This is a genomic window from Citrobacter rodentium NBRC 105723 = DSM 16636, assembly GCF_021278985.1.
Lineage (GTDB): Bacteria > Pseudomonadota > Gammaproteobacteria > Enterobacterales > Enterobacteriaceae > Citrobacter_A > Citrobacter_A rodentium.
On sequence record NZ_CP082833.1, the window covers coordinates 409,462 to 421,498 of the forward strand.

General features: G+C 56.9%; 12 protein-coding genes, 1 other RNA gene and 1 pseudogene. 7 read left to right on the top strand and 7 right to left on the bottom strand.

What is annotated here, in order from left to right; translation table 11 throughout:
• Positions 1–16: 16 nt before the first annotated feature.
• Complete coding sequence (gene gcvT / locus K7R23_RS01855) at positions 17–1,111, bottom strand: glycine cleavage system aminomethyltransferase GcvT (RefSeq protein ID WP_012908773.1); 1,095 nt, start codon at positions 1,109–1,111, stop codon at positions 17–19.
• Between the two features lie 172 nt (positions 1,112–1,283).
• Here gcvT and K7R23_RS25885 point away from each other — a divergent pair, with 172 nt between their 5' ends.
• On the top strand, positions 1,284–1,487 hold the full coding sequence (locus K7R23_RS25885; RefSeq protein WP_024133101.1) for a hypothetical protein: 204 nt from the start codon (positions 1,284–1,286) through the stop codon (positions 1,485–1,487).
• A 73-nt stretch (positions 1,488–1,560) separates the two neighbouring features.
• Here K7R23_RS25885 and ubiI read toward each other — a convergent pair whose 3' ends face one another.
• The 4 genes from ubiI to K7R23_RS01875 form a co-directional block, all read right to left on the bottom strand.
• Positions 1,561–2,763 carry an FAD-dependent 2-octaprenylphenol hydroxylase gene (ubiI, locus tag K7R23_RS01860; protein ID WP_012908772.1) on the bottom strand — a complete coding sequence of 401 codons (1,203 nt, stop codon included), beginning with the start codon at positions 2,761–2,763 and terminating at the stop codon, positions 1,561–1,563.
• 243 nt (positions 2,764–3,006) lie between these two features.
• The gene (gene ubiH, locus K7R23_RS01865; RefSeq protein WP_012908771.1) at positions 3,007–4,185 is read right to left on the bottom strand and encodes a 2-octaprenyl-6-methoxyphenyl hydroxylase; all 1,179 of its coding nucleotides are present in this window, start codon (positions 4,183–4,185) and stop codon (positions 3,007–3,009) included.
• On the bottom strand, positions 4,182–5,498 hold the full coding sequence (pepP, locus tag K7R23_RS01870) for a Xaa-Pro aminopeptidase (RefSeq protein ID WP_012908770.1): 1,317 nt from the start codon (positions 5,496–5,498) through the stop codon (positions 4,182–4,184). Before pepP ends, ubiH begins: the two co-directional genes overlap by 4 nt.
• Before the next feature lie 27 nt (positions 5,499–5,525).
• Positions 5,526–6,104 carry a YecA/YgfB family protein gene (locus K7R23_RS01875; protein WP_012908769.1) on the bottom strand — a complete coding sequence of 193 codons (579 nt, stop codon included), beginning with the start codon at positions 6,102–6,104 and terminating at the stop codon, positions 5,526–5,528.
• 167 nt (positions 6,105–6,271) lie between these two features.
• Between K7R23_RS01875 and zapA the strand changes: the two genes are divergently transcribed.
• From zapA to K7R23_RS01900, 5 genes and pseudogenes are all read left to right on the top strand, one after another.
• Entirely contained in the window at positions 6,272–6,601 is a 330-nt protein-coding gene (gene zapA, locus K7R23_RS01880; RefSeq protein WP_012908768.1) for a cell division protein ZapA, read from the top strand.
• A gap of 41 nt (positions 6,602–6,642) precedes the next feature.
• Positions 6,643–6,826: non-coding RNA, 6S RNA (gene ssrS, locus K7R23_RS01885), on the top strand.
• Positions 6,827–6,849: 23 nt separating this feature from the next.
• Positions 6,850–7,446, top strand: coding sequence for a 5-formyltetrahydrofolate cyclo-ligase (locus K7R23_RS01890; protein WP_012908767.1), 597 nt, complete (start codon positions 6,850–6,852; stop codon positions 7,444–7,446).
• Positions 7,447–7,450: 4 nt separating this feature from the next.
• Positions 7,451–7,834, top strand: a complete 384-nt coding sequence (locus tag K7R23_RS01895; protein ID WP_012908766.1) for a hypothetical protein — start codon at positions 7,451–7,453, stop codon at positions 7,832–7,834.
• Positions 7,835–8,285: 451 nt separating this feature from the next.
• Positions 8,286–8,732 (top strand): annotated as a pseudogene (locus K7R23_RS01900) (hypothetical protein).
• A gap of 102 nt (positions 8,733–8,834) precedes the next feature.
• On the opposite strand, the gene serA reads toward K7R23_RS01900, so the two are convergent.
• Both serA and rpiA read right to left on the bottom strand, forming a co-directional pair.
• On the bottom strand, positions 8,835–10,067 hold the full coding sequence (serA, locus tag K7R23_RS01905; RefSeq protein ID WP_012908765.1) for a phosphoglycerate dehydrogenase: 1,233 nt from the start codon (positions 10,065–10,067) through the stop codon (positions 8,835–8,837).
• 255 nt (positions 10,068–10,322) lie between these two features.
• Positions 10,323–10,982 (bottom strand): ribose-5-phosphate isomerase RpiA, encoded by a 660-nt coding sequence (gene rpiA, locus K7R23_RS01910; RefSeq protein WP_012908764.1) that lies wholly within the window; start codon positions 10,980–10,982, stop codon positions 10,323–10,325.
• A 160-nt stretch (positions 10,983–11,142) separates the two neighbouring features.
• Here rpiA and argP point away from each other — a divergent pair, with 160 nt between their 5' ends.
• Positions 11,143–12,036 (top strand): DNA-binding transcriptional regulator ArgP, encoded by an 894-nt coding sequence (gene argP / locus K7R23_RS01915; protein WP_012908763.1) that lies wholly within the window; start codon positions 11,143–11,145, stop codon positions 12,034–12,036.
• The last annotated feature ends 1 nt before the right edge of the window (position 12,037 follow it).

The window sequence follows — 12,037 nt, forward strand, 5'->3', positions numbered from 1 at the left end:
TCCAGAAAAGGATGAATCACGCGACGGCTTTGCCGTTACGCACAAAAACAGGTTTAGTCACTTTCACCGGCATTTCGCGGTTACGGATCTGCACTATCGCCGTCTCGCCAATGCCTTCCGGCACGCGCGCCAGCGCAATGCTGTAGCCCAGCGTCGGGGAGAAGGTGCCGCTGGTGATCACGCCTTCGCGCTGATTGCCCTGCGCATCGGTAAAGCGCACCGGTAGTTCATTACGCAGCACGCCTTTTTCGGTCATCACCAGGCCCACCAGTTGTTCAGTGCCTTTCTCGCGCTGCATCTCCAGCGCTTCACGCCCGATAAAGTCGCGGTCAGCCGGTTCCCAGGCGATGGTCCAGCCCATATTGGCCGCCAGCGGCGAAATCCCCTCGTCCATCTCCTGGCCGTACAGGTTCATCCCTGCTTCCAGACGCAGCGTATCGCGCGCGCCGAGACCGCATGGCTTCACGCCCGCCTCCACCAGCGCGTGCCAGAAATCCGCCGCCTTTTCGTTCGGCATCGCAATTTCATAGCCCGCTTCGCCGGTGTAGCCGGTAGTGGCGATAAACAGGTCGCCTGCCTGCACGCCAAAGAACGGCTTCATGCCTTCCACCGCCTGACGCTGCTCGTCGGTAAACAGCGTGGCGGCTTTCGCCTGCGCGTTCGGCCCCTGTACCGCAATCAGCGACAGGTCGTCACGAACGGTAATCTCAATGGCGTAAGGTTCGGCGTGTTGGGTGATCCAGGAGAGGTCTTTTTCGCGGGTGGCGGAGTTAACAACGAGGCGGAAGAAGTCTTCGGTAAAGTAATAAACAATCAGGTCATCTATCACGCCGCCCGAAGCGTTGAGCATACCGGAGTACAGGGCTTTGCCGGTTCTGGTGAGCTTCGCTACGTCGTTCGCCAGCAGATAACGCAAAAACTCCCGGGTGCGGCTGCCGTGCAGATCGACGATGGTCATATGCGACACATCAAACATCCCGGCGTCGGTGCGGACCGCATGGTGTTCATCAAGCTGAGAACCGTAATGCAGGGGCATCATCCAGCCATGAAAATCGACCATGCGCGCGCCACATAGCGTGTGTTGTTCGTACAAAGGAGTCTGTTGAGCCATCTTGTCCTCATTGAATAAGCGGGGCTGACAACCATTTCGCGATGCAATTTTCACCACGAAACCCGGCATCGAAGCCATTTCCCGGCCCCGACGCAAACGTTCTCTTTGACCCTGAACTTACCACCGAACCCGGCGCTAAACCATAAGACAAAATTAATCATCACATTAGCTTATGACAAAATTTCACCTGTCGGGCAAAAACACAATACTCTGCATTGTGCACCCTAACGCCATATATTATTCCAGTCAAAATGGTATAAATCGGCATAATAAAATATTAAATACGGAAAAGTTGTCAAAAATCGCGAAATTGAAAAATCCTAAAATTAGAAAAAGTAATGCGAAATCAGCGGTGAAATTAGTTTATTTCAAATGAGCAAACGCTCCCGGCAACGCTGCCGGGAGAGAGAAATGTGACGGGTTTCAAACTATGAGAATGAGGAGGATGTTCAGCGCAGCCATTCAGGAAGATCGTTCAGACCCATAGCCTGGCGAATAAGCTGCGGTTTAACGCCGGGAAGGGTGTCGGCCAGCTTGAGGCCAATATCACGCAGCAGTTTTTTCGCCGGATTCTCACCCGCAAACAGCTCGCGAAAGCCCTGCATACCGGCCAGCATCAGCGCCGCGCTGTGCTTGCGGCTGCGCTCGTAGCGGCGCAGATAGAGGTGCTGACCAATATCTTTACCCTGGCGATGCAGACGTTTCAGATCGTCGATAAGTTCCGCGGCATCCATAAAGCCGAGATTCACGCCCTGACCCGCCAGCGGATGAATGGTATGGGCAGCATCGCCGACCAGCGCCAGGCGGTGCGCGGCAAACTGGCGGGCGTAACGTCCCGTCAGCGGATAGATCTGACGTTCGCTCTCCACGCGGCACAGTCCCAGATGATTATCAAAAGCGATCGTCAGCGCCTGGTTAAACTCAGCGTCATCCGCCTGCTGCATCCGCTCCGCTTCTTCAGGCGAGAGCGACCAGACGATCGAGCACAGATGCGGATCGCGAAGCGGCAGAAACGCCAGAATCCCGTCACCGTGAAACGTCTGCCGGGCAACCGCGCCGTGCGCCTCTTCCGTGCGGATAGTGGCGACCAGCGCATGATGACGATAGTCCCAGAAGGTCAGCGGAATATCCGCTTTATTGCGCAGCCAGGAGTTCGCTCCGTCGGCACCAACCACCAGACGCGCCGTCAGCATCGTCCCGTCTTTAAGCGTCAGGAAGGTTTCGTTTTCGCCCCACGCCGCCTGCTGCAATTCCGCGGGGGCCAGCAGCGTGATGTCGGCGGCCTGCTGCGCCTTTTGCCACAGGGCGTAATGAATTACCGCATTTTCAACGATATGGCCAAGATGGCTGTAGCCCATGCTTTTATCGTCAAATTTAATGCGCCCAAAACTGTCTTTATCCCACACTTCCATGCCGTGGTAACAGCTGGCGCGGCGGGCGACGATCTCTGACCACACGCCGAGGCGGGTAAGCAGTTTTTCGCTGGCGGCGTTGATAGCCGATACGCGCAGCGCCGGTGCCGCATCCGCTGCCAGAGGCTGCGGTTCATGCTGCTCAAGAACCGCGACGCGCAGTCCGCTGCCCTGCAAACCGCAGGCGACAGCCAGGCCAACCATGCCTCCACCAACAATAGCTACATCAACACTTTGCACTGTTTACTCCTGGTCAAAAACGTCGTTCGTTATTCGTGGATCTGATAAGCGTAGCATCATCAGGCAGTTGTGCCGATTCTGCCGGATGGCGGCTGCGCCTTATCCGACCTACGGGAAATTAACGCCCACACCGGACACATTGCCGGATGGCGGCTGACACCTTCCGCCCGGAGACAATTCGTAGGCCTGATAAGCGTAGCGCCATCAGGCAATTACACCGTACCGGTCAGGCGGATGGAGGCCTTAACGCGCAACCCAGCCAAGCGTGCGCTTCGCCAGCGCATCGCGTGCCGGAGGAAATAACTCCATCGCCATCAGACCAACATTCCGCCCAACCAGCAGCGGCGCCCAGCGGTTGGCAAACAGATGCACCAGACCGTCCGTGACGCCGATAGTGGCATTGCGATCTTCCTGGCGGCGCTGCTGGTACGCTGAGAGGACGCTATAGTCGCCCACATCGCGCTTCAGGGCATGAACCTGCATCAGGGTTTCGGCAAGACTCATCACGTCGCGCAATCCGAGGTTAAACCCCTGCCCGGCGATGGGATGCAGCGTCTGCGCCGCATTGCCCACCAGCACGGTCCGATGGGTAAACGCTTTCGCCGCCGTGGTCAGCGCAAGCGGGTACGCGCTGCGTTTACCTGCCTGGGTAATCCGTCCCAGCCGCCAGCCGAAGGCCGCCTGCAGCTCACGGCAGAAGCGTTCATCCGACCAGGCCAGAATCTCATCGCGCTTGTCCCGCGGATGGCACCACACCAGCGAACAGCGGCCAGCAGACATCGGCAGCATCGCCAGCGGCCCGTGCGCGGTAAAGCGCTCGAAGGCGCGCCCGTGATGCGCAACCGAAGTGGCGACGTTGGCGATCACCGCCAGCTGTTCGTAGGGCTCCTGCTGCCAGTCGATACCGCAGGCGCTGGCCAGTGCCGAGCGCGTCCCATCCGCAGCGACCAGCAGGTTTGCGGAAAGCGTCTCGCCGCTTTCCAGCGTCACGCTCACCTGCTCCTGGGTACGCGCCACGCTGGCCACCCGCTGCGGACAGTGCAGCGTGACGCCCGGCGCTTTGCGCAACAGAGAAAACAGGCGCAGACCCACCTCGTGCAGTTCGACCACCTGTCCCAGCGCCGGGAGGCGATAGTCGTCGGCATCGAGAGTGACAAATCCGGCATGACCGCGATCGCTGACGTGAACGGTAGTAATGGCGGTGGCGCAATCGGCAATCGCCTGCCACACGCCTATCCGTGCCAGCTGCTGACAGGTGCCCGCCGCCAGCGCAATCGCCCTCGCATCAAATCCCGGATGCCCGTCGGCCTCCGGCGCCGTCGCTTCAATCAGATGTACCGGCAGCGTTCCGTGACTGAGCTGTGAAATAGCCAGCGCCAGCGTCGCACCGACCATACCGCCGCCAACGATGATCACGCTCATTGCTGGCGCGCTGCCGCCATCAGCGCTTCAATCTCATCGGCCTTTTTCACGACGCTGGCGGTAAGATTTTCGTTGCCGTTTTCGGTGATCAGAATGTCGTCTTCGATGCGAATGCCGATCCCACGCCAGGCTTCCGGCACATCGGCGTCCGGAGCGATGTACAGCCCCGGCTCAACGGTAATCACCATGCCCGGTTCGAGGATGCGCGAGCGCTCCTGACCATATTCGCCAACATCATGCACATCCAGCCCCAGCCAGTGGCTCAGGCCATGCATAAAGAACGGCCGATGAGCGTTGTCGGCAATCAGCTGATCCACCTCGCCGTGCAGAATGCCCAGCTTCACCAGCCCGCTAATCATAATACGCACCACTTCGCCGGTGACTTCCTGAATGGAGGTTCCCGGACGGTACAGGCGCAGACTGGTTTCCAGCGACTCGAGTACGATGTCGTAAATTTCCCGCTGGGCCGCGGTGAATTTGCCGTTCACCGGGAAGGTGCGCGTAATGTCGCCCGCATAGCCTTTGTATTCACAGCCTGCATCAATCAGCACCAGATCGCCGTCGCGCATTTCGCTTTCGTTTTCGGTGTAGTGCAGAATGCAGCCATTTTCACCGCTGCCGACAATGGTGTTATAAGAGGGAAAGCGTGCGCCGTGGCGATTAAATTCGTGATGGATTTCGCCTTCCAGCTGATACTCGTACATCCCCGGACGGCATTTTTCCATCGCCCGGGTATGCGCCAGCGCGGTGATCTCCCCGGCGCGACGCATAACGGCGATCTCCTCTTCCGATTTGAACAGGCGCATTTCATGCACCATCGGCCGCCAGTCGGTCAGGGTAGACGGCGCTTTCAGATTCTGCCGGCTGCCTTTACGCAATTTTTCCAGCGCGGAAAAGACGATCTCATCGGCCCAGGCATATTCGCCCTGCGCGTGGTAAACGGTGTCCAGACCGTTAAGCAGTTGATACAGCTGTTGATTAATTTCACTGAAGGCCAGCGCGCGGTCAACACCCAGCTTTTCCGGCGCGGCATCCTGCCCCAGACGACGGCCGAACCAGATCTCCGCGGTCAGATCGCGCACGCGGTTGAACAATACGCTGTGGTTATGCGTCTCGTCGCTTTTAATCAGCACCAGCACAGCTTCCGGCTCGTTAAAGCCGGTGAAATACCAGAAATCGCTGCTCTGGCGATACGGGTATTCGCTGTCCGCGCTGCGCGTCACTTCGGGCGCGGCAAAAATCAGCGCGGCGCTGCCGGGCTGCATTTGCGCCAGCAGCGCCTGGCGACGACGTTGGTATTCCTGCGGTGTCATGACGTGGCCTCCGTTTTCGTTTTACTTTTAGTGTAGCGTCGGTTTACGCACTTCCGGTGCGGTCGGCTGCTGACGGGTAAAGGTGTCGTGACACAGCAGCGCGGCAACGCGCACGTACTCGACGATCTCTTCGAGCGACATCTCCAGCTCTTCCTGATCTTCGTCTTCGTCATAGCCAAGCTGCGCAATGTTACGCAGGTCGTCGATGGCTTCACCCGTTTCACCAGTGACCTTATCCAGTTTAGGCTGCGTCACGCCCAGGCCAAGCAGGAAATGGTTGACCCATCCTGCCAGCGCGTCCGCGCGATCGAAAACGCTTACCTCGTCGCCGTCAGGCAGATAAAGCTGAAAAAGGAAACCGTCATCCTCCAGCGCGTCGCTGATGGCGGCATGCATTTTACGCAGCGCCTGCGCCAGTTCATGACCGAAGGCAAGCCCTTCGTTCGTCAGGTCGTGAAGCAGCGGCTGCCATGAGCTGTCGTTGTTGCCGCCGCAAATCATCCCGCTGATTAAACCGTGCATTTCGGCCGGGGTCAGTCCGGCCCCTTGTTGGTGCAAATACTGGTTCATCGCGTTGTAACCAGGCATTTCGTTCTGTATAGACATACGCATTCGTCATCAAAGGGAGGATATTCATGATATGCTACCACTCCGGACCCTGGTGATGCCAGAAAAGGGCTTGTATCTTCACACCAGGGTAGCTATAGTGTCGCCCCTTCGCGGACCACGGGTCTGGAGACGAAGGCAGCGCAGTCAATCAGCAGGAAGGTGGCATGTCTGCACAACCCGTCGATATCCAAATTTTTGGCCGTTCACTGCGAGTGAATTGCCCGCCCGAACAAAGGGATGCGTTGAATCAGGCTGCGGACGATCTGAATCAGCGGTTGCAAGATCTGAAAGTTCGCACTAGAGTCACAAATACTGAGCAGCTGGTCTTCATTGCCGCACTGAACATCAGCTATGAGTTAACTCAGGAAAAAGCGAAGACCTGCGAGTACGCGGCGAGCATGGAGCAACGAATTCGGATGCTACAACAGACCATTGAACAGGCGCTGCTTGATCAGGGTCGCATAACCGAAAAAACGGGCCAAAATTTTGAATAACACTTCCCGGTTTACTATGGTACAGTGACCGTGAAGAAAAAATTTCTCTGAGATGTTTGCAAGCGGGCCAGTCCCCTGAGCCGATATTTCATACCACAAGAATGTGGCGCTCCGCGGTTGGTGAGCATGCTCGGTTCGTCCGAGAAGCCTTAAAACTGTGACGACACATTCACCTTGAACCAAGGGTTCAAGGGTTACAGCCTGCGGCGGCATCTCGGAGATTCCCTTCTTAAAAGCTGGCGACAGCCATGACGCAACATTCCGAACTTCCTTTATCACGACACGATATCCGCCGCATGATCCGGCAGCGTCGTCGCGCGCTGACGCCTGAGCAACAGCTTGAGTCCGGTCAACGCGCCGCAACCCGAATGCTGGCCTACCCGCCGATGACGATGGCGCGCACGGTCGCCGTGTTTTTGTCGTTTGATGGCGAACTCGACACACAGCCGCTGATTGAACAACTCTGGCGCGCGGGCAAGCGCGTTTATCTGCCGGTTCTCCATCCCTTCAGCCGCGGTAATCTGCTGTTTTTACACTATCATCCGCAAAGTGAACTGGTAACAAACCGCCTGAAAATTCAGGAGCCGAAGCTGGACGTACGCGAGGTGCTGCCGCTTGCGGATCTGGACGTGCTGGTGACGCCGCTGGTGGCGTTCGACGAATACGGTCAGCGTTTGGGTATGGGCGGCGGCTTTTACGATCGTACGTTGCAAAACTGGCAGCAGCATGGCTTAACGCCGGTAGGGTATGCGCACGATTGTCAGCGAGTCGCAAAGCTGCCGGTGGAAGAGTGGGATGTTCCGCTGCCTGCGGTGGTGACGCCGTCGAAAGTGTGGGAGTGGTGAGTGAATGATAATCATAAATAAAATCATCAAGTGGCTGACAGGCCCTTCAAAAAAGACTCCTCCTCAGACCCACACCGATACACTGAATCAGGTCATGTTTGCCAGATTAGACGATCAGCAGTCGAAGAAACCGGATGCCGTATGGAATGTTCGTCAACTGTCTCCTGAGTCTTTTCTCACCTTAACGCCCCTTGAGATTACTGAGCGACTTGACTCTGACCCTTTTAAAACTGGTAACTTCGATTTTGGCGTCAGCGTTATTCACTGGCGTAGCGATGAAAGTGAGATTGTATGTTGGTTTCAGGATGCAAAGTGTACTAGCTGCACCTTTCATTATCAGGGTAATGCGATTACGCAGGCTGACGGCAGTGCTCAACGCTCTGCCTGAAGGTAGTACTGTAGCCATACATACTTCAACATAAAAAGCCGGGTGGCGGCTGCGCCTTACCCGGCCTACAGTTCATGATTCGTGGTTTGCGGCTTGCGGTTATTCCAGGCCTAGTATGCGTAGCGCCGCCGGACAGAATAATCATTTATATCAATATCTTAATTTTGCGAGTCGCCTTCCAGAATACACACTTGTCAGCGTCCTGGTTAAGCGGTATCTTCTTGCCGCACCTGCAAAATCAGGTGCCGGAATTAGCCTTCTGAATCTCATACTGGCGACATATACTTCTATGTCGTGCGACCGGTTTCGCCTCAATGGTGGGCCGGGCGGAGGCGTCGCAAGACGCGCCGGTATCCAGTATGACCGGTAAGGCTAACTCCGTCCGGCACCACCACCCGCGAGATTAGCCTCTCCGGTGGTGGTTTAAACACGGCATACTGGAGGCTACCCTATGGTAACTACCCCTCTCTTTTCTCACTCTTTATTTACCCTGCCATTTAACCATGCGACAGATTTCACCGAACTGGCGGATAACTGCGAACGCTTTGCAGAAGCGCTGGTAGAATGCCATAACCCGGTTGAGAAGCTGGCTATATGCGCACGTCTTTCCGCCTGTCTCGCGCTGTTACAGCCCACACTAACCGAGCCCGTGCCGGACCATTTGAAAGACAGCCTGACGGTTGACACCCTACCGACCCGTTTTCCTCTTTTCGCACCGGAATCGGATCAGCTCGGACGTTAGTGTCAGCTATTAACGCAGTTGCTAATGAGTAAAACACTTTCCGCGGAAATGGAGCGGATAGTAGGTGATTTATTGCAGGATCTGGTGGATTTTTTTGCCGATACGCTGAAAGCGCCGCGCTGGCTGAAGACCGAAGAAGGACTGGTAGACCTGTAAAAATGCCGGGTGGCGGCTACGCCTTACCCGGCCTGCAGTTCATGGTTTGCGGTTATTACTGTAGGCCCGGTAAGCGCCAGCGCCACCGGGCATTCCTGACAATCAGTACAGCAGACGCGCGCGAATGGTGCCCGGAATGGCTTTCATTGCCTGTAGCGCTTTTTCCGCCACGTCTTCATCCGCTTCAATATCGATAACCACGTAACCCATCTGCGCCGAGGTTTGCAGATACTGCGCGGCGATGTTGACGCCCTGTTCGGCGAAGATCTGGTTCAGCGCGGTCAGTACGCCCGGACGGTTTTCGTGGATGTGCATCAGACGACGTCCGCCGTGCAGCGGCAGCGACACTTCCGGGAAGTTAACCGCCGACAGCGTGGAGCCGTTATCGGAATATTTAACCAGCTTACCGGCCACTTCCAGACCGATGTTTTCCTGCGCTTCCTGGGTGGAGCCGCCGATGTGCGGGGTCAGGATCACGTTGTCAAAATCGCACAGCGGCGAGGTGAACGGATCGCTGTTGGTCGCCGGTTCGGTCGGGAAAACGTCGATGGCCGCACCGGCCAGATGTCTGGTCGCCAGCGCATCGCACAGCGCCGGAATGTCCACCACCGTACCGCGCGCGGCATTGATCAGCAGCGATCCCGGTTTCATCAGGGCGATCTCTTTTGCGCCCATCATGTTTTTGGTCGAGGCGTTTTCCGGCACGTGCAGGCTGACCACATCGCTCATATTGAGCAGATCGGACAGATGCTGAACCTGGGTGGCGTTCCCCAGCGGCAATTTATTTTCAATGTCATAGAAGAAAACGTGCATCCCCAGCGACTCCGCCAGGATCCCCAACTGGGTGCCGATATGGCCGTAACCGATAATCCCCAGCTTTTTACCGCGCGCTTCAAATGAACCCGCCGCCAGTTTATTCCACACGCCGCGATGCGCTTTGGCGTTCGCCTCCGGCACGCCGCGCAGCAGCAGCAGCAGCTCGCCAATCACCAGTTCCGCCACGGAGCGGGTGTTGGAGAACGGGGCGTTAAATACCGGGATACCGCGCTTTGCCGCCGCGGTCAGATCGACCTGGTTAGTGCCGATGCAGAAACAGCCGATAGCCACCAGCTTTTCCGCCGCGTTAATCACCTCTTCGGTCAGATGGGTACGGGATCGCAGGCCAATAAAGTGGGCATCACGGATGGACGCTTTCAGCTGCTCCGCATCCAGCGCCCCTTTGTGAAATTCGATGTTGGTATAACCTGCCGCACGAAGGCTATCCAGCGCCTTCTGGTGCACGCCTTCAACCAGCAGAAATTTAATCTTGTCTTTCTCCAGCGATACCTTTGCCATTTCCCCGACCCTGTCTTATTGCAATCTGATGTTGTGTGTACGGATTTGCATCCGCCTTTCAACATATCAAAAAAAATTATTGCGGCAATATGAACGTTTGCGTCGCCCTGTTGAGGAAATTGCAATCAACGGGAAATGCCAGATGAAAATGCTGGAGATAAGTTTTTCTTTGGAGGGTTCAGCAGGGCAAACGATAAAACGTGACACAAGTCACCAAATTTGCCCTGCAAAAATATTTTAACCGGAGCGGTCAGATCATTTGACGATGGTTTTTACGCCGTCGGCGGTGCCGATTAACGCCACGTCCGCGCCGCGGTTGGCGAACAGGCCAACGGTGACTACGCCCGGAATGGCATTGATCGCGTTTTCCAGCGCCACCGGGTCGAGGATCTCCATACCGTGCACGTCGAGGATCACATTACCGTTGTCAGTCACCACGCCCTGACGATACTCCGGACGGCCGCCCAGCTTCACCAGCTGGCGGGCGACCGCGCTGCGCGCCATCGGGATCACTTCAACCGGCAGCGGGAAATTGCCGAGAATATCCACCTCTTTCGAGGCATCGGCGATACAGATGAACTTTTTCGCTACCGAAGCGATGATCTTTTCGCGGGTCAGCGCCGCGCCGCCGCCTTTGATCATCTGCATATGTGGGTTGATCTCATCCGCGCCGTCGACGTAAACGCCAAGGCTGTCCACTTCGTTGAGATCGAACACAGGAATACCAAGGCTTTTGAGCTTTTCGGTGGAGGCGTCCGAGCTGGAGACCGCACCTTCAATTTGTCCTTTCATGGTGCCCAGCGCATCAATAAAGTGTGCGGCTGTTGAACCCGTCCCCACCCCCACAATGGTGCCGGGCTGTACATACTGAAGTGCCGCCCATCCTACCGCTTTTTTCAGTTCATCCTGCGTCATGATCGTATCGCCTGTGATATGGAAAAATTCACGCGCATTATAGACCAATGCGCGGAAAAATCTTCCCACCCGCTTCGCAGGTCGCGGATTTCGTCTTTACCCGCTGAAAAATTATGTCATAGTGCAGGACAGGTAAAAATTTCAGGAGTATGTCAGAGCAATGAAACGTCCGGACTACAGAACATTACAGGCACTGGATGCGGTGATACGTGAACGCGGGTTTGAGCGCGCGGCGCAGAAGCTGTGCATCACCCAATCCGCCGTATCACAGCGCATCAAGCAGCTTGAGAATATGTTCGGACAGCCATTGCTGGTGCGAACCGTTCCACCGCGCCCGACGGAGCAGGGACAGAAGCTGCTGGCGCTGCTGCGCCAGGTTGAGCTACTGGAAGAGGAGTGGCTGGGCGATGAGCAGACCGGCTCCACGCCGCTGCTGCTGTCGCTGGCAGTCAACGCCGACAGTCTGGCGACATGGCTGCTGCCGGCGCTGGCGCCGGTGCTGGCCGACTCCCCTATTCGCCTCAATTTACAGGTAGAAGATGAAACCCGCACTCAGGAACGTCTGCGCCGTGGCGAAGTGGTCGGTGCGGTGAGTATCCAGCATCAGGCTCTGCCAAGCTGCCTGGTGGATAAGCTCGGGGCGCTGGACTATCTGTTTGTCGGCTCAAAACCCTTTGCCGAACGCTATTTCCCGAACGGCGTCACCCGCTCCGCGCTGCTGAAAGCGCCCGCAGTGGCGTTTGACCATCTCGACGATATGCATCAGGCCTTCCTGCAACAGAACTTCGATCTGCCGCCGGGCAGCGTGCCGTGCCATATCGTGAACTCTTCGGAAGCCTTCGTACAGCTGGCGCGTCAGGGCACCACCTGCTGTATGATCCCGCACCTGCAGATCGAAAAAGAGCTGGCAAGCGGCGAACTGATCGACCTGACGCCAGGCCTGTTCCAGCGGCGGATGCTCTACTGGCACCGGTTTGCGCCGGAAAGCCGGATGATGCGCAACGTCACCGACGCGCTGCTGGCCTATGGCCACAAGGTGCTGCGCCAGGACTAAG

Excerpts from the sequence above, each read along its gene's own strand:
- gcvT (WP_012908773.1), bottom strand. The coding sequence starts at position 1,111 with ATGGCTCAACAGACTCCTTTGTACGAACAACACACGCTATGTGGCGCG.
- K7R23_RS25885 (WP_024133101.1), top strand. The coding sequence starts at position 1,284 with ATGACAAAATTTCACCTGTCGGGCAAAAACACAATACTCTGCATTGTG.
- ubiH (WP_012908771.1), bottom strand. The coding sequence starts at position 4,185 with ATGAGCGTGATCATCGTTGGCGGCGGTATGGTCGGTGCGACGCTGGCG.
- pepP (WP_012908770.1), bottom strand. The coding sequence starts at position 5,498 with ATGACACCGCAGGAATACCAACGTCGTCGCCAGGCGCTGCTGGCGCAA.
- K7R23_RS01875 (WP_012908769.1), bottom strand. The coding sequence starts at position 6,104 with ATGTCTATACAGAACGAAATGCCTGGTTACAACGCGATGAACCAGTAT.
- zapA (WP_012908768.1), top strand. The coding sequence starts at position 6,272 with ATGTCTGCACAACCCGTCGATATCCAAATTTTTGGCCGTTCACTGCGA.
- K7R23_RS01890 (WP_012908767.1), top strand. The coding sequence starts at position 6,850 with ATGACGCAACATTCCGAACTTCCTTTATCACGACACGATATCCGCCGC.
- K7R23_RS01895 (WP_012908766.1), top strand. The coding sequence starts at position 7,451 with ATGATAATCATAAATAAAATCATCAAGTGGCTGACAGGCCCTTCAAAA.
- serA (WP_012908765.1), bottom strand. The coding sequence starts at position 10,067 with ATGGCAAAGGTATCGCTGGAGAAAGACAAGATTAAATTTCTGCTGGTT.
- rpiA (WP_012908764.1), bottom strand. The coding sequence starts at position 10,982 with ATGACGCAGGATGAACTGAAAAAAGCGGTAGGATGGGCGGCACTTCAG.
- argP (WP_012908763.1), top strand. The coding sequence starts at position 11,143 with ATGAAACGTCCGGACTACAGAACATTACAGGCACTGGATGCGGTGATA.